Origin of the sequence: Rhizobium sp. Leaf321, from assembly GCF_001423215.1 — a bacterium.
In the GTDB taxonomy this organism is placed as follows: Bacteria; Pseudomonadota; Alphaproteobacteria; order Rhizobiales; family Rhizobiaceae; genus Neorhizobium; species Neorhizobium soli.
On record NZ_LMOF01000008.1, the window covers coordinates 259,810 to 277,654 of the forward strand.

At 62.2% G+C, this 17,845-nt stretch carries 18 protein-coding genes; 7 read left to right on the plus strand and 11 right to left on the minus strand.

Annotated features, from left to right (window positions below):
* Nucleotides 1–9: 9 nt before the first annotated feature.
* Together hisC and ASF70_RS18305 are read left to right on the plus strand one after the other, a co-directional pair.
* The gene (gene hisC / locus ASF70_RS18300) at nucleotides 10–1,113 is read left to right on the plus strand and encodes a histidinol-phosphate transaminase (RefSeq protein ID WP_062581772.1); all 1,104 of its coding nucleotides are present in this window, start codon (nucleotides 10–12) and stop codon (nucleotides 1,111–1,113) included.
* A 19-nt stretch (nucleotides 1,114–1,132) separates the two neighbouring features.
* The gene (locus tag ASF70_RS18305) at nucleotides 1,133–2,062 is read left to right on the plus strand and encodes a prephenate/arogenate dehydrogenase family protein (protein ID WP_062581774.1); all 930 of its coding nucleotides are present in this window, start codon (nucleotides 1,133–1,135) and stop codon (nucleotides 2,060–2,062) included.
* 15 nt (nucleotides 2,063–2,077) lie between these two features.
* Here ASF70_RS18305 and ASF70_RS18310 read toward each other — a convergent pair whose 3' ends face one another.
* Nucleotides 2,078–3,082, minus strand: coding sequence for a DUF2125 domain-containing protein (locus ASF70_RS18310; protein WP_062581776.1), 1,005 nt, complete (start codon nucleotides 3,080–3,082; stop codon nucleotides 2,078–2,080).
* Between the two features lie 53 nt (nucleotides 3,083–3,135).
* Here ASF70_RS18310 and ASF70_RS18315 point away from each other — a divergent pair, with 53 nt between their 5' ends.
* Nucleotides 3,136–3,654 (plus strand): gamma-glutamylcyclotransferase, encoded by a 519-nt coding sequence (locus ASF70_RS18315; RefSeq protein WP_062583033.1) that lies wholly within the window; start codon nucleotides 3,136–3,138, stop codon nucleotides 3,652–3,654.
* Between the two features lie 10 nt (nucleotides 3,655–3,664).
* On the opposite strand, the gene ASF70_RS18320 is transcribed toward ASF70_RS18315, so the two are convergent.
* From ASF70_RS18320 to ftsE, 4 genes are all read right to left on the minus strand, one after another.
* Nucleotides 3,665–4,459 (minus strand): lysophospholipid acyltransferase family protein, encoded by a 795-nt coding sequence (locus ASF70_RS18320; protein ID WP_062581778.1) that lies wholly within the window; start codon nucleotides 4,457–4,459, stop codon nucleotides 3,665–3,667.
* Between the two features lie 82 nt (nucleotides 4,460–4,541).
* Nucleotides 4,542–5,276 carry a YdcF family protein gene (locus ASF70_RS18325; RefSeq protein ID WP_062581780.1) on the minus strand — a complete coding sequence of 245 codons (735 nt, stop codon included), beginning with the start codon at nucleotides 5,274–5,276 and terminating at the stop codon, nucleotides 4,542–4,544.
* 73 nt (nucleotides 5,277–5,349) lie between these two features.
* The gene (locus ASF70_RS18330; protein ID WP_062583035.1) at nucleotides 5,350–6,300 is read right to left on the minus strand and encodes an ABC transporter permease; all 951 of its coding nucleotides are present in this window, start codon (nucleotides 6,298–6,300) and stop codon (nucleotides 5,350–5,352) included.
* A gap of 118 nt (nucleotides 6,301–6,418) precedes the next feature.
* Entirely contained in the window at nucleotides 6,419–7,078 is a 660-nt protein-coding gene (ftsE, locus tag ASF70_RS18335) for a cell division ATP-binding protein FtsE (RefSeq protein WP_062581782.1), read from the minus strand.
* A 207-nt stretch (nucleotides 7,079–7,285) separates the two neighbouring features.
* On the opposite strand from ftsE, the gene ASF70_RS18340 reads away from it, so the two are divergent.
* The 3 genes from ASF70_RS18340 to ASF70_RS18350 all read left to right on the plus strand — a co-directional run bounded on the left by ASF70_RS18340 (nucleotide 7,286) and on the right by ASF70_RS18350 (nucleotide 9,104).
* A complete protein-coding gene (locus ASF70_RS18340) occupies nucleotides 7,286–7,987 on the plus strand; it encodes a hypothetical protein (RefSeq protein WP_062581784.1) in 702 nt (233 codons plus the stop codon).
* Between the two features lie 41 nt (nucleotides 7,988–8,028).
* Nucleotides 8,029–8,571 (plus strand): hypoxanthine phosphoribosyltransferase, encoded by a 543-nt coding sequence (gene hpt / locus ASF70_RS18345; RefSeq protein ID WP_062461735.1) that lies wholly within the window; start codon nucleotides 8,029–8,031, stop codon nucleotides 8,569–8,571.
* Nucleotides 8,572–8,726: 155 nt separating this feature from the next.
* Entirely contained in the window at nucleotides 8,727–9,104 is a 378-nt protein-coding gene (locus ASF70_RS18350; RefSeq protein ID WP_062462002.1) for a response regulator, read from the plus strand.
* A gap of 16 nt (nucleotides 9,105–9,120) precedes the next feature.
* Here ASF70_RS18350 and ASF70_RS18355 read toward each other — a convergent pair whose 3' ends face one another.
* The 4 genes from ASF70_RS18355 to argH form a co-directional block, all read right to left on the minus strand.
* The gene (locus ASF70_RS18355) at nucleotides 9,121–11,913 is read right to left on the minus strand and encodes a TIGR02302 family protein (protein ID WP_062581786.1); all 2,793 of its coding nucleotides are present in this window, start codon (nucleotides 11,911–11,913) and stop codon (nucleotides 9,121–9,123) included.
* A gap of 136 nt (nucleotides 11,914–12,049) precedes the next feature.
* Nucleotides 12,050–13,318 (minus strand): diaminopimelate decarboxylase, encoded by a 1,269-nt coding sequence (gene lysA / locus ASF70_RS18360; RefSeq protein WP_062581788.1) that lies wholly within the window; start codon nucleotides 13,316–13,318, stop codon nucleotides 12,050–12,052.
* Nucleotides 13,319–13,351: 33 nt separating this feature from the next.
* Nucleotides 13,352–13,558, minus strand: a complete 207-nt coding sequence (locus ASF70_RS18365) for a lipoprotein (RefSeq protein WP_062581790.1) — start codon at nucleotides 13,556–13,558, stop codon at nucleotides 13,352–13,354.
* Nucleotides 13,559–13,650: 92 nt separating this feature from the next.
* On the minus strand, nucleotides 13,651–15,051 hold the full coding sequence (argH, locus tag ASF70_RS18370; protein ID WP_062461722.1) for an argininosuccinate lyase: 1,401 nt from the start codon (nucleotides 15,049–15,051) through the stop codon (nucleotides 13,651–13,653).
* Between the two features lie 22 nt (nucleotides 15,052–15,073).
* On the opposite strand from argH, the gene ASF70_RS18375 reads away from it, so the two are divergent.
* Nucleotides 15,074–15,754: a TlpA disulfide reductase family protein gene (locus tag ASF70_RS18375; protein ID WP_062581793.1), complete on the plus strand. Its 681-nt coding sequence runs from the start codon at nucleotides 15,074–15,076 to the stop codon at nucleotides 15,752–15,754.
* A gap of 93 nt (nucleotides 15,755–15,847) precedes the next feature.
* On the opposite strand, the gene ASF70_RS18380 is transcribed toward ASF70_RS18375, so the two are convergent.
* Both ASF70_RS18380 and ASF70_RS18385 read right to left on the minus strand, forming a co-directional pair.
* Nucleotides 15,848–16,717 (minus strand): 3-hydroxybutyryl-CoA dehydrogenase, encoded by an 870-nt coding sequence (locus ASF70_RS18380; protein ID WP_156461879.1) that lies wholly within the window; start codon nucleotides 16,715–16,717, stop codon nucleotides 15,848–15,850.
* 180 nt (nucleotides 16,718–16,897) lie between these two features.
* Nucleotides 16,898–17,827 (minus strand): electron transfer flavoprotein subunit alpha/FixB family protein, encoded by a 930-nt coding sequence (locus ASF70_RS18385; protein ID WP_062581797.1) that lies wholly within the window; start codon nucleotides 17,825–17,827, stop codon nucleotides 16,898–16,900.
* Nucleotides 17,828–17,845: the final 18 nt, after the last annotated feature.

Consider the following 17,845-nt stretch of genomic DNA (forward strand, 5'->3'; position numbering starts at 1 on the left):
GTCCAATCGATGAGCATCGTTGCGAGTGAGCCCGTTCCGCGTCCAGGCATTCTGGATATCGCCGCCTATGTGCCCGGCAAGGATCATGCTCCCGGCGTTGCGCGCGTGTTCAAGCTCTCGTCCAACGAAACGCCGCTTGGTGCGAGCCCCGCTGCGATCGAAGCCTTTCGCGAGGCAGCCGGTCACCTCGAACTCTATCCGGATGGCCAGGCCTTGGCGCTGCGCGAAGCGATCGGCTCGGTGCACGGGTTGAACGCTGCCAACATCATCTGCGGCAATGGTTCGGATGAACTGCTCGGCCTGCTGTGCCATGTCTATCTCGGTGCCGGCGACGAGGCGATCATCACCCAGCACGGGTTCCTGGTCTACAAGATCCAGATCACCGGTGCCGGCGCCAAGGCGATCGAAGTGCCGGAGAAGGATTGCACCGTCGATGTCGACGCGATCCTCGCGGCTGTGACGGAAAACACGAAGATGGTGTTCATCGCCAATCCGGGCAATCCGACCGGCACCTATGTCCCGGTTTCCGACATCCGCCGCCTGCATGCCGGCCTGCCGAAAAACGTCATCCTCGTTCTCGACGCGGCCTATGCGGAATACGTGAAGAAGAACGATTACGAGGCCGGTCTTGAGCTCGTTTCGAACAGCAAGAACGTCGTGATGTGCCGGACCTTCTCGAAGGCCTATGGTCTTGCGGCGCTGCGGATCGGCTGGATGTACGGCCCGGCCGCCATTCTCGATGCGCTCAACCGCGTCCGCGGACCGTTCAACCTGAATGCGCCGGCGATTGCCGCAGGTGCTGCGGCCATCCGCGATCGGGCTTTCGTCGAAAAGGCCGTCGAGCACAACACGCTCTGGCTCGACAAGCTGACCCACGCATTCGAAACGCTCGGCCTCAAGGTGACGCCGTCGGTCACCAATTTCGTGCTGATCCATTTCCCCGATGTGGACGGCAAGCGTGCGCCGGATGCCGATGCCTTCCTCACCAGCCGCGGCTATATCCTGCGGGTCGTCAAGGGCTATGGCCTGCCGAACGCGCTGCGCATGACGATCGGCTCGGAAGAAGCCAATCGCGGCGTCATCGAAACGCTCGGCGAATTTCTGGCACGCTGACAGCAACGGGACCGACATCATGACCCATCCGCAGTTCGATCGGATCGCTCTGATCGGCATCGGCCTGATCGGCTCATCTATTGCGCGCGACGTGAAGGAGCTCGGGCTCGCCAATCACGTCGTCATCTCGACACGCAGTAGCGAGACGCTGAAGCGGGCGGAAGAGCTGGAGCTTGGCACCGAATACACCGCGTCTGCAGCCGATGCGGTGAAGGATGCCGACCTCGTCATTGTCTCTGTGCCTGTTGGTGCGTCGGAAACGGTCGCCAAGCAGATCGCGGGCAGCCTGAAGCCGGGTGCCATCGTCACCGATGTCGGCTCGACCAAAGCCTCCGTCATTGCGCAGATGGCGCCGCATATGCCTGAAGGCGTGCATTTCATTCCCGGTCACCCGCTGGCCGGCACCGAGAAGTCCGGTCCGGATGCGGGCTTTCCGGGTCTGTTTCGCGATCGCTGGTGCATCTTCACGCCGCTGCCGGACACAGATCAGGCGGCGCTCGAGCAGTTGAAGGCCTTCTGGGTGGCGCTCGGTTCGCGCATTGACGAGATGGATCCCGAACACCACGACAAGGTGCTCGCGATCGTTTCGCATCTGCCGCATATCATCGCCTATAATATCGTCGGCACGGCGGATGATCTGGAAACGGTCACCGAATCGGAAGTCATCAAGTATTCCGCCTCCGGTTTCCGCGATTTCACGCGTCTTGCGGCCTCCGATCCCACCATGTGGCGGGACGTCTGCCTGCACAACAAGGATGCGATCCTGGAAATGCTGGCCCGGTTTTCGGAAGATCTTGCCTACCTGCAGCGGGCAATCCGCTGGGGCGAGGGCGACAAGCTGTTCGAACTGTTCAGCCGCACCCGCACCATCCGCCGCTCCATCGTTCAGGCCGGCCAGGATGTGGACGCGCCGGACTTTGGCCGGCACGCACTGGATGTGAAGAAATAAGCAGGTCTGTCTGCACTAGATCCGCGGAATTTCGCCGATCTGGATCAGCCCGCCCGCCAGAACTTTGCCGCGCCGGATGGTGATGTCGAGTGAGGCATTTTCACCACCTCCAAGCGCTGCCAGCATGTTTGCCGCGGTCTTGATGGTCGATGCGAGATCCGGAAACACTTCGCCGAGGCTCTGCTGCCACGCGTCGATCTTTTCCACGCGCAGTTTGAGCTTGCCTGACATGCGCCCTTCGTCATCGAAGGAGAAGGGGCCGGAGATAGTGGCAACCCGTCCCTCGCCGAGATCGGCCTTCAGGGAACGAAGCTCGCCCTTGGTATTGTAGAGTGCTGTACCGTTCGGATCGCTGCCGTCAATCATGCCGGCGCGACCGGCAAGCGTCACGTCCACGAGAGCGTTGAGCTTGGGCAGAAGCTCTGCCATGCCCTCGGCTGTCGTCGAGGTGCCGTCGAGCGAGATCGCGGCATCGAGATCGTCGCCGTTCTGGCGCAGATGGATTTCCGTCCGGTCGGTGGTGATGTCGAAGGGCTGGGTGTTCGTCGCGGAAACGACGCTTGCGCGCGAGCCCTCGATGACCATCGACGCCCGCTCGACGCCTTTCAGCTTGGCAGCGATACTGGATTGCAGCGATTTCCAGGTGGTGGATACGGAGAAGCCATGGCTGGTGCGGACTTCAGAGGGTGCGTCGAGTTCCCAGACGATGTGACCAGGCGCATAGACCTGGGCTGCCGAGCGCAAAGCGCCGAACGTGCCCGAAATGCCGTTTTCACGGTCATCCACCGTCACCTTGGAGCAGAACAGGCCTATACGGAAAGGATAGCCGCGATATTCGGCATCGGTGCATTCGGCGACGATGCCGCGCTTCTGCTGGCTACCCAGCAGTGCCAGCGTGTTCTGTTTCAGAACCGATGCGGCATAGAACCAGCCTGCCGTATAAAGGGCTATCGCCAGAATGACGGCACTCGCCAGGATCCATAGTTTTCTGCTGACGCCGCTTCGGCTTGACGCTGCCATGTTGTTCTCCCAAAGGTCTTTTCGCAAATCTCGATGACGGCATGGCGTGCGATATGGACGAATTTTGGGTGTTTGGCTACGGATCGCTGATGTGGAACCCGGGCTTTCCGTTCGAAGAGAAGGCGCAGGCCCGCGTTTACGGCTTTCGCCGGTCGCTGTGCATCTGGTCGACAGTGCACCGTGGAACGCCGGATCGTCCGGGTCTGGTCATGGGGCTCGATCGTGGCGGATCGTGCAGGGGTGCGGCCTTCCGGGTGGCAGGTGACGCATGGGACGATGCGATCGAGTATCTGCGTCGTCGCGAACTTGTCACCAATGTCTATCTCGAAAAGATCGTGCCGATCACGCTGATGGACGGGCGGCAGGTGAAGGCCGTCACCTATGTGGTCGATCGTTCGCACCGGCAATATGCCGGTGCGATGGATGTCGAGAAAGCAGCTGGCATCGTGCGTCAGGCGGCCGGCCAGTCCGGCCCAAACGATGCCTATGTGTTCAACACCGTCGAGCATCTCGCCCAGATCGGTATTCGCGACCTGTGGCTGGAAGGGGTTGCCGCAGCGCTTGCGGCCTGAAGTTCCCCGCTCAAACCGGCGTTTGTTGCGCTTTCAGTTCCGCCAGACGTTTCGACGCCGTCGGCGGCAGCGGCAGATGCGGGTTCGCCGCCACGGTTTCGACCAGCAACTGGTCGCTTGCGGTTTCCAGCGTTTCGATCAGGTGCTTGTAGAAGGCATCCGGCTCCATTCCAGGCGGGATGGCCGGAAGGATGCGGACTTTGAAATGGCCCGGATATTTTACCAGCTTGCGGCGTCCCCAGAACAGGCCCCAATGGGCAACGACCGGGACGACCGGAACCTTCGCATCGCGATAGATGCGGGCGATGCCGTAACGATAGTCCGGCTCGGCGCCAGGCGAGCGACGGGTTCCCTCAGGGTAGATGATCAGCTGGCGGCCGCTCGCCATCTCTTCCTTGGTGCGCTTCATCACCTCGACCATGACCTTGCCGCGGGCGCCGCGATTGACCGGGATCATCCGCTGCCTGGCCAGGTACCATCCGAACAACGGGATCCACAGAAGCTCGCGCTTCAGGATATAGACCGGGTCGGGATAGTGGGGCATCAGCGCAAAGGTGTCCCACACAGACTGGTGCTTGGGCGTAAAGATGCAGCCGCCTTCCGGAATGTTCTCGAGGCCCTCGATTTCGAAAGTGGCACCGACGATCTTGCCCATCAGCCAGTTGCTGGACGAAGCCCAGCCCTTGGGAACGCTGAATGCGGCCTTGCGCGATGCGAGGAAATAATAGGGAGCAAACACGATCATCCGCAGGATCATGTTGGCGTAGAAGGCGGTATTGAACACGACGGAGCGGATGAGAAGCATGGAACGGGCTTTCTTGCAGACTGCCCGTTGCCTACACGAGAACTCGAGCGGACAAAAGCGCGAGATCGACGGCCTGCTCAGATCAGGGAGATTTTTTCGGCACCGACCCGGTCGGATCGCCGTCTGTTCGAAGCCCGCTGCCCTTCTGCATGCCCACCCAGTCGCGAATGGTTGCCAGCACCACCTTGACGTATTCCGACAGCATCGTGCGCAGCGTATCCGGCTCGGCGAACCAGGCGCGGCGAGCGAGATCTGCATTGATGACCGGATAGGGAATGAATTCCGTCGCGGGATCTGCGCGGCGCAGTTCGTGCAGACTGCGTAGCATGTGGTAGTTGTTGGTCACGACGAGCACGGATTTGTAGTCGTTGTCGTGGATCCAGCGCGAGATCTCGTTGGCATTGCCGATCGTATCGATCGCATCATAGCCGATATCGACGCAGCACTTGAAGAGATCGGGCGAGGCCTGCGTGACCTTGCGGATCTGCGTCGGCGTGGTGGATGGATGCGCGCCGGAAATCAGAAGCCGCCTGCCGGCCCCGTCGCGCAGCAGACCGAGCGCCTGTTCTATGCGCAGATATCCACCTGTCAGAACAACGATTGCATCGGCCTTGACGCCATCGGGCGCTCGCAACGATGTGACCGCGTCCGCGAACCAGAGGAAGCCGCCGACGACGATCGCAACGCAGATAAACGCCACCATGACGATCCGTCTTGCTATTCGTCTAAACGTGCTCCGGCGCGAGAGCAAAGCCCTTCGTCTCCGGTCCGAAGTCCGGTCGTCCGTCACATCGGGAGGGGTCTGGCCGAGTGTCATGATTTCGTTGATAGACCTAGATTTCGTTGTCGCCTAGTCCCACAACGGGTTCACTTCAAAAAACACGTGCGGGTTATGATTTCGGCGCGCCATCCGCCCGTGCCGGATCGGAGCGGATCAGGTCGATCTCGTCGATGGTTTTCATCACCGTCAGGCGGGCGGTCAGCGTCGTCAGAAGGGCGATCACCAGGATCGTCGCAAAGATCCCGAGATAGCCGCCGAATCCGATCGTGAAGGATCCGAACAAGGCTGTCGCCTGCTCGCTCTGGGGCGTCGCGCGCGAATTCGACTGCCACAGATTGGCGGCCGCAAACAGCAGTGCCGCGAGCGCGCCGCCGGCTGCCGATCCCTTGATGCTGATCTTCAGGAAATGCTTCTGGAATTCGCGGGCGACGAAACCGCTTTCGGCGCCGACGAAATGCAGGACTTCGATGATATGCCGGTTGCCGGACAGGGCGCCGCGGGTGGCAAACACGACGGTCAGGATCATCGCGGTAAAGACGAGGATCAGCACACCCATGCCGATCAGCACCGTGGTGCGCGCCATCGAGACCAGCCGGTCCACCCAGGTACGGTGGTCATCGAGAAAGGCTTGCGGCACTTCGGTCTTCAGGAGGTCGCGCATGGCTGCGAAATCGGGCGGGTTCTGCTCGTCGATCGTGATGATCACCAGCCGCGGCACGGGCAGGTCGGCAAGGTCGAGGCCGGTGCCGAGCCAAGGTTCCAGCAGCCGCGCGGTGGCGCTGTCATCCATGATCGTGCCGTCGCGGGTGCCGACAAAGGTCAGTGCGACATCGCGCGCCTTCTTCAGCGCCGCATCCATGTCGAGGCCATCGTCCGGCTTGATCTGGATGGTGATTTCGCGGGCGATCTCACTCTGCCAGCCGGCCGCGGTGGCGCGAACCATGCTGACCCCGCCGAGCGTCAGGCATGCGAGGAAGGCCATGATGGCGATCACCACCATCAGCGCATTGCCCTGGATATTGGAGGGAGGCAGGATCGGGGCTGTCGGGCGCACGCGCATCGAGGCGCGGCGCGGACCCTGGTCGTTCGCTGTCTCGGCGCCTTTCTCCTGCCAAGCGTTTGCCGGCGCCGGGGCTTTCTCCGTCTTAGCCGGTTTGGTCTTCTTGGGAGGGCGCGGCTCATTCATAGATATCAAGCCGCCCTTCGGTGAGGATCATCCGCCGTGCATCGACCTGATCCATCAGCGCCAGATCGTGCGTCGCGATGACGACGGCGGTGCCGAGCCGGTTGAGCTCGAGGAACAGGCTGAGCAGCCGGCGGGCCATGGGCGGGTCGACGTTGCCGGTGGGTTCGTCGGCTAGCAGGATTTCCGGACGGTCCATCAGGGCACGGGCAATCGCCGCACGCTGCTTTTCGCCGCCGGACAGGACGGCCGGCAGCACATTGATGCGCTCGCCGAGGCCGACCCATTTGAGGAGCTCGATCACGTCATTGCGATAGGACGCCTCGTCCTTGCCGCGCACCCGAAGCGGCAGGGCGACGTTCTCATAGGTGGTCAGATGGTCGAGCAGGCGAAAGTCCTGATAGACGATGCCGATCCGCCGGCGCAGCATCGGCAGCTCGCTGCGAGGGATCTGCGACAGCTCACGGCCGAACATGCGGATGATGCCGCGGGTGGGGTAGAGCGAGGTGAAAAGCAGGCGCAGAAGCGTCGTCTTGCCGGCACCCGATGGGCCGGTCAGGAACTGAAATGACCGTTTCGGGATGTTGAACGTCATGTCCCGGAGAATCTCCGGGCCCATGCCGTATCGCAACCCAACATTTTCGAAATGAATCAACGGAAGACCAAATCCCTGAACCCTTCAGATTCGCACCTGACCATCTCTTAACGATGAAGGTAAACGAAAGGTAAAGCGCCGGTCAAAAAGGGCTTATTTCGGGCGCTGTTTGCAAACGGTTAACCAATCGAATTTACGACTAGGGGGGATTCGTTTCAATGGCCGCCTCTTTCGATATCGGGGGACAAGCGGCGCCGAAGAGGTCCGATGAACACGTTCAGCAGCCGCGCCGGCAAGACGATTGTCCGCATGGACATCCTGCCGCCCGAAATCACAACAGGCCCCAAGGGCCGGGTGAAGGCGCGTGGACCCGTGGTCGATGCGCAGTTCGTGCCCGTGACTGATGGCGGGTGGCAGCGGTCCAGACCGCGTTCGCACAACGACAATTCAGACAACAGGACCAAGAACCGGGCGACCGGCAAGCCTGCAGAGAGGGTGAGGTCCGGTGCTCCGGCCTCGGTGCCGAATGGCTTCGTCGGTAAGGTCGAGCGCGTGCTGAATACGCTTTCCGCCGATCTGTTCTGCGCTCTTGTGGCTGCCGCTTTCGTGCTGGTGTTTGCGAGTGCCGGCGGCTTCTCGTTCCTGTTCAACGACAGCGGAGAAGCCCAAGCCGAGCCATCGCTCGATATCACTCACATCACCATGACGCCACGCGATGCGGATGGCATGCGGGTTCTACTGATCAACGGAATCGTCGAGAACCGGACCAGTGACGCAAAGACCATGCCCGCGATCCGGGCCGAATTCATGGCCGGCGACACGCTGGTCGCCTCGACATTGATTGCCCCGCCGGCTTCCGCCATTGCTGCCGGCCACAGCCGCGGGTTTTCTGCGCGGGTGCCGCATCCCGGCGGAAAACTCCCGGATTTGCGCCTGACCTTTGCGGAACGGGATGCGTCCCGCCTCTGATTGTGCTATCGCGGCGCTTCCGATCTATCAGGAGTATCCGTATGCCCGTCGTCCGCGGCAAAAACATCGAGCCGCTTTTCACTGCCGAACAGATCGCCGAGCGCAATCACCAAATCGCAGCGCAGATCGCGACCGGTCCCACGAAGGATCTGCTCGTCATCGCCGTCCTCAAGGGCTCGTTCATTTTCGCAGCGGATCTTCTGCGCGCGCTGCATGAGACGGGCCTTGCACCGGAAGTGGAGTTCATCACACTTTCGAGCTACGGCACCGGCACGGTCTCGCAGGGCGTTCGCATCGTCAAGGATATCGACAGCGACGTGAAGGACCGCGATGTTCTTCTGATCGACGACATCCTGGAATCCGGCCGCACGCTGAAATTCGCCAAGGAACTGCTCTATGAGCGCGGCGCCCGCCATGTTTCGCTGGCCGTTCTTCTCGACAAGAAGGTGAAGCGCAAGGAAGAGCTTGAGGCGGATTACGTCGGCTTCGAATGCCCCGACTACTTCGTCGTCGGCTACGGCATGGACGTCGCCTACGCGTTCCGCGAACTGCCTTTCGTCGGCGTCGTGACTGGCGACGCGTGAGTTGATTTTGGTTCGGATGGGGGCAGAAATCTGCCGCCATCCGGTCGCAAGGTGTTAACCATGGCGCGGTTTGAGCCTCGCCTGTTTACTCCTCGACAACCAAACTCTGGTGAATTGCTCCCGGATTGATACACAAAATGGGAGCGATGATCGCTATGGCCAAGATCCTTATTACCGAGGATGAACACACGTTGCGCATGTTTGTTGCGCGCGCTCTCCGGATGGATGGCCATGAGACGCATGAGGCCGGCGATGGCGCCGAAGGCCTCGAAAAGCTCGAGCAGGGCGCGTTCGATCTTCTGCTTTCCGACATACGCATGCCTGTCATGGATGGCATTGCGCTGGCGCACGAAGCCGCCGCCCAGTATCCCGACATGAAGATCCTGCTGATGACCGGCTATGCCGAACAGCGCGAACGCGCCGATGACCTGTCGTCGAAGATCGTCGATGTGGTGCAGAAGCCTTTCGCATTGCCGGAGATCCGCAAGGCAGTCGCCATGGCGCTTGCCGTGCAGACTTCCTGCGCGGCCTGATCTCTCGCAGGTGGATTTAGCGGATCTCGAGCAGCCGCTCGAGATACTGCCGCTCGGCATCGCCTGATAGGGCGTTGCCCAGCTTCTCGCGGATCGCATCGAGGATCTCGCGGGCGCGCTGCACGTCGATTTCGTCGGGCACCTTCACCTGATCGCCAAAGTCCGGACCTGACGTCGCACGCGGGCGCCCTAGGGGATCGCGACCGTTCTGGCCGCCTTGGTTGGCCATGCCCTGTCCCTGGCCGTCCTGCTGGCCTTCGCCTTGGCCCTGGCCCTGCTGCATCGCCTGCATCATCTGCTGCATCATGCTCTGGGCGCCTTGGCGAAGCGCGTTAAGTGCGTTGCCCTGGCCTTCGACGGCCTGTTCGCCCTGGCCGTCACCGAGCGCCTTGCCGGCGCTGCCCATTTCACTCTGGGCTTCCCCGAAGCCTTGGCCTGGATCCATGCCCATGCCCTTCAGCGCCTGCTGTAGCTCGCCGAGCTGTTTTCCGAGGCCTTCCTGCTGGGCACGCAGGTTCTTCAGCGCCTCACGCAGCTGCTCGGCTGTCATCTGGTCGGTATTCTGTTCGCCGCCCTGGCCGTTCTGGCCCTGACCTTGCTGGCCCTGCTGCCCGCGCTGTGCCTGCTGGCCTTGCTGACCCGGTTGGCCATTCTGGCCCTGCTGCTGCTCGCCCTGTTCGCCGCTCTGCGGATCGGGGTCGCCGCGCTGCATGCGATCACGCAATGCCTGGTCCAGCTTGAATGTCTGGTCCATCAGCCGCTGCTGTTCCTGCATGATCTGGCCGAGCTTGTCGATCTGCTGGCGCATCTGGCTGTTTTGCTGCTGCTGCTGGCCCTGCTGACCGCGCTGCGGGCGTCCTGCCTGCAGGTTGTTCATCATCCGCTGCATCTGCGACAGCATTTCCTTGGCCGCGTCACGATTGCCGGATCGAGCGAGGTTTTCGATCTGGTCCATCATGTTCTGCAGGTCGCGTTGGCGAATGACATTCTGCGCCTGCATGTTCTGCTGGCCCTGCGGTGCGTTCTGCATGCGCTGCGCAAGCTCTTTCATGAACTGCTGCATGGCCTCACGCAGTTCCTTCATGAGGGCCGCGATTTCCTCGTCGCCGGCGCCTTTTTCGAGCGCGTCGGAGAGATTGCGCTGCGCATCGCGCAGGCGGCGTTCGGCGGCCGAAAGATCGCCGTCCTCGATGCCGAGCGCGATTTCCCACAGGTAGTCTGCTGCGTCCTTCAGCTGTTCCTCGTTGCGGGCAATCTTCATGCGCTCACGGGCCGAGCGGATTGCCAGGAAGTGGCCAAGGTTCGGAATGGTCTCGTCGGGACGGATCGCCAGCGCGTCGTTGAGCTCGATCGCGCGCGGCACCTGGCGGGTGTCGAGCGCGAAAACCTGGCGCTGTTCGGCAACGGCGGCCGCCAGCGGTTCCGAGAAGCCGCGGCCCGGCATTACCATTTCATGGGCGGGGCTGCGGCCGGTCTGGCCCGCGCCGTCCTTGGCAATCAACGTAATCCTGACGCGCTTTCCGGCCAGTGGATGCTCGATCAGGCTGCGGCTGGTCAGGGCCTTCACCTCCTGGCCGCGGTTCTGGCGCGGCAGGTCGAGGCGGTATTCCGGCGCCGGGTAAAGAGGCGTGGCCGCCGGGTCGACAGGGCCGACAGGCTCGATCAGCGCATGGGCTTCCCGAATGCCGTAATCGTCCTTGCCGCGGAAACCGATTTCCAGCGCGCCATTGACGGACCGCTTCGGCTGGCCGTCGAAGGCGATCTCCGGGGGGCGGTCGGGAATGACGTCGAAGGTCCATGTCTGGCCATTGACGGTGAGTTCGCCGCTTTCGTCCACATTGAACGCATAGCTGCGCGGCGGCACCGTCTGTGCGGTGTGCGGCTGACTGACGGGTGGCTGCGGCTTTGCCTGCTGGCCCTCGGGCAATGGCGTGCCTGGTGCGTTACCTTGTGCCTGCTTGCTTGCGTCTTCAGCCGCCTTGCGCGCTTCCTCGGTGATCAGCGTCAGCGGCTCTCCGCCGGATTTCGGCGTGAAGACGACCGCTTCCTCGCCCTCGCCACCGGTTACGCGCACGGTCAGGCCCGAATTCTGCGGCACAGATGCCGTGTTGCCGGCCGTATCGCCCGCGGCTGCGGGCGCCGTGTCGCGGCCGGTCAGGAATATCGGGGCGCGGCCGGTGTAGGATGGTGGTGTCAGCCAGGCGTCGATGCGAAGGTCTGGGTTGGTACTTGCAGCCAGTGGTGCCGGACGGAAGGCGTCTGCGGGCGAACCGCCGCCGTTCGAGAAGGAATAGCCGAGCGCCACGGCAAACATGAGCGCCGGTACGGCGCGGAGCGCGAACCGGTCATGGCTGGCAATATCCGGGCGCGGCATGCCCGTATCGAGCGCCGCGATCCGCTCGGCCATGCGGATCTGGTGTTCTTTCCAGAGCGCGCGGGCAAACGGCGTCTCGAACGCCGGCTGGTCTTCCTGCACGGCGACGGGCTGGTGCGGCAGGCCGTTGCGATCTTCCAGCAACCGGTCCGCATCGGCAGCATCGGGCCAGCGAAGCCTCGCCAAGGGAAGGAGAGAGGTCAGGAACGCGAAGGTGAAAAAGCCGAGCAGTATCCAGCGCAGCAGATCAGGCGTGACGCGGAAAAGGCCGAACCAGGAGACGGAGAAGAACAGGGCAACGACCGCGAGCGGGGCCAGAAGCTTCGGCAGAAGGCGTTCGGAAAACAGCACGAAACGGGCAAACGACCGTTTCAGCGCAACGCGTCTTGCGAGCGCCGGATGTGTTTCGAATGCACCTTTGCGGATCAAGCTCATGCGGTCCGTCTCCGATCGTGGCGGCCCAAATCAAGCTATCAACATAACAATGTTTGTGGCGAAGACGAGGGCGGCGACATGCCGGCCCCGATATTTCCAGGCGGTTTGCCGCAAAAGTGAACGTTTCTGCGCGGGTCTAGCCGAGCCAGGCGGGCACGGAATCCAGTCCGATCAGGTCCTCGTAGGAGCCGCGCGGGCGGATCACATGGAACTCAGATCCCTTCACCAGCACTTCCGGCACCAGCAGGCGGGAATTGTAGGTTCCGGCCTGCACGGCGCCATAGGCACCGGCAGAACCGACGGCGATCAGGTCGCCGGGCTTCGGTTCGGCCATCTCGCGGTCGAGCGCCAGATAGTCTCCGGTCTCGCAGACGGGACCGACAACGTCGCCCTTGATCCGCGGCGCATCGGCCGGCGGTACCACGACGGGGCGGATCGAATGATAGGCTTCGTAGAGTGTCGGGCGGATCAGATCGTTCATCGCGCCATCGACGATCACGAAGGTCTTTTCGCCGCCATCCTTCACATAGATGACCTCGGTCACCAGGATGCCGGCATTGCCGACGATCAGGCGGCCGGGCTCGGTGACGATCTTGCAGTCGAGCGTGCGCAGCTGCCGCTTGATCGTTTCCGCATAGGCGTCGGGCAGCGGCGGCGGGGTGTTGTCGTCCTTGTAGGGAATGCCGAGACCGCCGCCGACATCGACGTGGCTGATCGTGTGGCCATCGCCGCGCAGGACATCGACGAGTTCGCGCAGGAGCCGGTAGGCATCCTCGAACGGCTGGAGCTCGGTGATCTGGCTGCCGATATGCATGTCGATGCCGGTGACTTCGATGCCGGCAAGCGTTGCCGCATGGGCATAGACGGCGCGGGCCCGGTCATAGGCGATGCCGAACTTGTTTTCCTTCTTGCCCGTCGAAATCTTGGCATGGGTGCCGGCATCCACATCCGGATTGATGCGGAAGGACACATGCGCGCGTTTGCCGACTTTAAGGGCGCGCAGGTTCAGCACTTCCAGTTCCGGCTCGGATTCGACGTTGAAGCAATAGATGCCGGCCTCGAGCGCCAGATCCATTTCGGCCACGGTCTTGCCGACGCCCGAAAACATGATGCGGGAGGCGGGAATGCCGGCCGCCAGCGCACGCCGCAATTCGCCGCCGGAGACGACATCGACGCCGGCGCCGAGCTTTGCCAGGGTTTTCAGCACGGCCTGGTTGGAGTTCGCCTTCATGGCGTAGCACACCATCGTGTCCACATCGGAAAACGCCTGCGCGAACACCTTGTAATGGCGCTCCAGCGTGGCGGTCGAATAGACGTAGAACGGCGTGCCGACGGCCTTTGCGATTTCCGGGATGGCGACGTTTTCGGCGTGAAGCACGCCGTCGATGTAATGGAAATGATTCACGTCAAAACTCGGAAAACTGAAGGGGTCTGAAAACTACAGAAGTGGGTCGAGGACGAACGGCCGCTCGGCAACCGGTTCCTTGTTGGCGTCACCCGGCTTGCTGCTCTTGCGGATGTTCTGCTGTTCGACGGGCGTGCTGGGGCGGTCGAGGTCGCCCTTGCGGCCGCAGCCGGCGACAACGAGGCTGACGACGCCCAGGATCAGGCTGACATGGGCGATTTTCACCAGGGATTTCGACATTCTCTTCCTTCTCCGGCACGGTCACGCAGACTTCATAGCGAAGTTCCGCGCGCTTGTGCAGTATCCTTGCCGCTTCATTCGTCGCGCAGGCGTCAGTTTCTCTCGCGCCACCAAGCGATCTGCTTGCGCACCTCGGAGGGAGCCGTGCCGCCGAAGCTGACGCGACTTGCGACCGATGCATCCACCGAGAGAACGTCGAAGACCTTGTCGGTAATGGCAGGGTTGATTGCCTGCAGTTCTTCAAGCGTGAGTTCGGAGAGGTCGCAGCCTTTTTTCTCCGCCAGCGCCACGGCATGGCCGGTCGCATGGTGCGCTTCGCGGAAGGGCAGGCCGACTTCGCGAACCAGCCAGTCGGCAAGGTCGGTCGCGGTCGAGAAGCCGGCGCCTGCTGCGGCGCGCATCTTGTCGGCGCGGATGGTCATGTCGCGCATCATGCCGGTCATGGCGGCAATCGCCAGTTCCAGGTTCTCGGCGCAGTCGAACACCTGCTCCTTGTCTTCCTGCATGTCCTTGGAATAGGCGAGCGGCAGACCCTTCATGACTGTCAGCAGCGCGACCAGCGAACCGTTGATGCGGCCGGTCTTGGCGCGCACCAGTTCGGCGGCATCCGGGTTCTTCTTCTGCGGCATGATCGAGGAGCCGGTCGAAAACGCGTCGGACAGGCGCACGAAGCCGAATTGCGGCGTCGACCAGATGACGATTTCTTCGGCAAGACGCGACAGATGCACGGCGCAGATGGCAGCAACCGACAGGAATTCCAGCGCGAAATCGCGGTCGGAAACGGTGTCGATCGAGTTGCGGGTCGGTTCGCGGAAGCCGAGGGCCTTTGCCGTCATGTGGCGGTCGATCGGGTAGGGCGTGCCGGCAAGCGCCGCAGCACCGATCGGGCTTTCGTCCAGATGGTCGATCGCGTGGCGAACGCGGGCGCGGTCACGGCCGAACATTTCCACATAGGCCATGCAGTGATGGCCGAAGGTGACGGGCTGTGCCGTCTGCAAATGGGTAAAGCCGGGCATCACCGTATCTGCATGCTCTTCCGCGCGGTCGAGAAACGCGGCGATCAGACCCGTCAGCATCTTCTCGGTCTTCACGAGCTCTTCCTTGACCCAGAGGCGGAAATCGAGCGCGACCTGGTCATTGCGGGAGCGGGCGGTGTGGAGGCGACCGGCGGCGGGACCGATCAGGTCTGCCAGCCGCGCCTCGATGTTCATGTGAATGTCCTCAAGCTTGCGCGAGAACTGGAACTGTCCGCTTTCGATCTCTGACATGATCGTGTTCAGGCCGGAAACGATCTTGTCTTTATCTTCGTGCGAAATAATGCCTTGTTCCGCCAGCATCGTCGCATGGGCGATCGAACCGCGGATATCCTGGGCGAACAGCTTCTTGTCGAAACCGATCGAGGCATTTATCTCCTCCATGATCGCATCCGGCCCGGAAGCGAAGCGCCCGCCCCACATCTGGTTGGAAGATGTCGCGTCCTTCGTGTCGGCCATGAATTCAGTCCTGGAGTAGTTGATGACGTCCAAAAGACCGCTTGGCCTTCCGTCTGTCCGATTGATCCTGATTGCCGCCGTCCTCGGGATCGTCGCCGGCACCGTCGCCGTATACGTGACGAACATGGGGTCTGGCAATGGTTTGGATGGGGCTGGGGGCGCCGCGATGTCCGCCTCCGCCGGGCAATGCGAGGGCTCGGCCGAACTGGCAAAGTCCGTTGGTGCCTTTTCGAAGGGCCAGGTTGCCGCCATGGTCGAGGCACAGCCGCCGCGCCCGCTCTCCCTGTCCTTCAAGGGTCCGGCGGGGCAGGACATGACGACCGCCGATCTCGCCGGTAAAACGGTGCTGCTTAACCTCTGGGCCACCTGGTGCGTGCCCTGCCGCGAAGAGATGCCGGCGCTGAACGGTTTGCAGGCGGCGATGGGCGGCGGTGACTTCGAAGTCGTCGCCATCAACATCGATACCGGCAGCGACGAGAAGCCGAAGACTTTTCTTGAAGAATACAAGATCGACAAGCTCGGCTTTTACCGCGACAGTTCGATGGGCACGTTCAACGCCCTGAAAAAGGAAGGCCTCGCCTTCGGCCTGCCGGCAACGCTGATCCTCGACAAGAAGGGCTGCCTGATCGGCGCCATGAACGGCCCCGCCGCATGGGATAGCGACGATGCAAAGGCGCTGGTGACGGCCGCTAAGGGCGCTTGAGGGCTGCGGATGAAGGGCTTGCCCTTCACCTCAGTCGACCCCTTCTAGCATCCAGTCAAGCGGGTGCGGAGCGGGCCGCCACAAGGCTGATCCCTACCGCGTCGGGACCGGGACTTCGCCGCGATAGTCGTAGAAGCCGCGGCCGGATTTGCGGCCGAGCCAGCCGGCTTCTACGTATTTCACGAGAAGCGGGCAGGGGCGGTATTTGCTGTCGGCGAGGCCGTCATGCAGCACCTGCATGATCGACAGGCAAGTGTCGAGGCCGATGAAATCGGCAAGCTGCAGCGGTCCCATCGGATGGTTGGCGCCAAGCCTCATGGCGGTATCGATGGCCTCGACCGAGCCGACGCCTTCGTACAGCGTATAGATCGCCTCGTTGATCATCGGCAGCAGGATGCGGTTGACGATGAAGGCGGGGAAGTCTTCGGCAACGGTCGCGGTCTTTTCGAGGGCTACCACGTAGTCCTTGGCGGCCCGGAAGGTCGGCTCGTCGGTGGCGATGCCGCGCACCAGTTCCACCAGCTTCATCAGCGGCACCGGGTTCATGAAATGGATACCCATGAAGCGCTCGGGCCGGTCGGTCGCGGCGGCAAGCCTGGTAATGGACAGCGACGAGGTGTTGGTGGCGAGAAGCGCCTCGGGTTTGAGAACCGGACAGACCTGCGCATAGATCTTGCGCTTGACGCTTTCGTCTTCGGTCGCGGCTTCGATGACCATGTCCATCGGTGCGAGGTCGTTGACATCGGCGGAGCCGGTGATGCGGGACAGGGCTGAGTTGCGATCCTCGTCGGAAAGCTTGTTGCCGGAAACCTGGCGGGCGAGGTTGCCGTTGATGGTCGCAAGTGCGCCTTCGATGCGGTCCTTGGAGAGATCATAGATATGCACGTGATAGCCGGCGAGCGCCGAAACATGTGCAATTCCGCAGCCCATCTGGCCTGCGCCGATGACGCCGATATTCTTCATGATCTCACTCGCTCCCTGGGTGCGGTTTTCGCCCGCGTCTCGCATTTTTCATCATCATCTGGCGTCTCACAGCAAAATGCCGGGTTGCTTGAGACATCCCGGCATTTTTCTAGTCTGCTAGCGTGTTTTTTGCCAGCATTTTCGCGTCGCCGAACTGCGGTGCGAAAAAGCCGGTCGGCCTTACAGGGCCTTTTCGAGCTGCGGCAGGATCTCGAAGAGATCGCCCACGAGACCGAAGTCGGCCACCTGGAAGATCGGTGCCTCCTCGTCCTTGTTGATCGCAACGATAACCTTAGAATCCTTCATGCCGGCCAGATGCTGGATGGCACCGGAAATCCCGACCGCGATGTAGAGCTGCGGTGCAACCACCTTGCCGGTCTGGCCGACCTGCCAGTCGTTCGGCGCATAGCCTGCGTCGACCGCTGCGCGCGAAGCGCCAACGGCTGCACCCAACTTGTCGGCGACGGGCAGGATGACTTCCTGGAATTTTTCCGAGGACCCGAGTGCGCGGCCACCGGAGATGATGATCTTGGCGGATGCGAGTTCAGGACGGTCCGAGGAGGCAAGAGCATCGGAGACGAAGGACGAGACGTCAGGGTTTGCTGCGGCTGCCACGGTTTCCACGGAAGCGGAACCGCCTTCGCCGGCTGCCGCGAAGGATGCCGTGCGCACGGTGATCACCTTCTTGGCATCGGTCGACTGGACAGTCTGGATGGCGTTGCCGGCATAGATCGGGCGACGGAATGTATCCGGCGAAATCACCTCGATGATTTCCGAAACCTGCGCCACATCGAGCAGCGCGGCAACGCGCGGCATGACGTTCTTGGCGGACGCTGTTGCCGAGGACATGATGACATCGTAGGAGCCGGCCAGCGACACGATCAGTGCTGCAAGTGGTTCGGCAAGGCTGTTGGCAAGGCTTGCATCGTCGGCAAGCAGCACCTTCGAGACGCCGGAGAGTTTCGCCGCCGCGTCGGCTGCGGCTTGCGCGCCCGAACCGGCGACCAGAAGGTGGACCTCGCCACCGATCTGCGAAGCTGCCGTCAGCGCCTTGGCGGTCTGGTCGTTGAGGCTGGCATTGTCGTGTTCTGCCAGAAGAAGAATGGCCATGAGTTTATCTCCCTAAAA

Coding starts and splice junctions, on each gene's coding strand:
- ASF70_RS18330 (WP_062583035.1), bottom strand. CDS start 6,300: ATGCGCGTGCGCCCGACAGCCCCGATCCTGCCTCCCTCCAATATCCAG.
- ASF70_RS18325 (WP_062581780.1), bottom strand. CDS start 5,276: ATGACACTCGGCCAGACCCCTCCCGATGTGACGGACGACCGGACTTCG.
- ASF70_RS18320 (WP_062581778.1), bottom strand. CDS start 4,459: ATGCTTCTCATCCGCTCCGTCGTGTTCAATACCGCCTTCTACGCCAAC.
- ASF70_RS18305 (WP_062581774.1), top strand. CDS start 1,133: ATGACCCATCCGCAGTTCGATCGGATCGCTCTGATCGGCATCGGCCTG.
- ASF70_RS18380 (WP_156461879.1), bottom strand. CDS start 16,717: ATGAAGAATATCGGCGTCATCGGCGCAGGCCAGATGGGCTGCGGAATT.
- ASF70_RS18355 (WP_062581786.1), bottom strand. CDS start 11,913: ATGAGCTTGATCCGCAAAGGTGCATTCGAAACACATCCGGCGCTCGCA.
- ASF70_RS18365 (WP_062581790.1), bottom strand. CDS start 13,558: ATGTCGAAATCCCTGGTGAAAATCGCCCATGTCAGCCTGATCCTGGGC.
- argH (WP_062461722.1), bottom strand. CDS start 15,051: ATGGCCGACACGAAGGACGCGACATCTTCCAACCAGATGTGGGGCGGG.
- ASF70_RS18375 (WP_062581793.1), top strand. CDS start 15,074: ATGACGTCCAAAAGACCGCTTGGCCTTCCGTCTGTCCGATTGATCCTG.
- hpt (WP_062461735.1), top strand. CDS start 8,029: ATGCCCGTCGTCCGCGGCAAAAACATCGAGCCGCTTTTCACTGCCGAA.
- ASF70_RS18350 (WP_062462002.1), top strand. CDS start 8,727: ATGGCCAAGATCCTTATTACCGAGGATGAACACACGTTGCGCATGTTT.
- ASF70_RS18315 (WP_062583033.1), top strand. CDS start 3,136: ATGGACGAATTTTGGGTGTTTGGCTACGGATCGCTGATGTGGAACCCG.
- ASF70_RS18310 (WP_062581776.1), bottom strand. CDS start 3,082: ATGGCAGCGTCAAGCCGAAGCGGCGTCAGCAGAAAACTATGGATCCTG.
- ASF70_RS18340 (WP_062581784.1), top strand. CDS start 7,286: ATGAACACGTTCAGCAGCCGCGCCGGCAAGACGATTGTCCGCATGGAC.
- ASF70_RS18385 (WP_062581797.1), bottom strand. CDS start 17,827: ATGGCCATTCTTCTTCTGGCAGAACACGACAATGCCAGCCTCAACGAC.
- hisC (WP_062581772.1), top strand. CDS start 10: ATGAGCATCGTTGCGAGTGAGCCCGTTCCGCGTCCAGGCATTCTGGAT.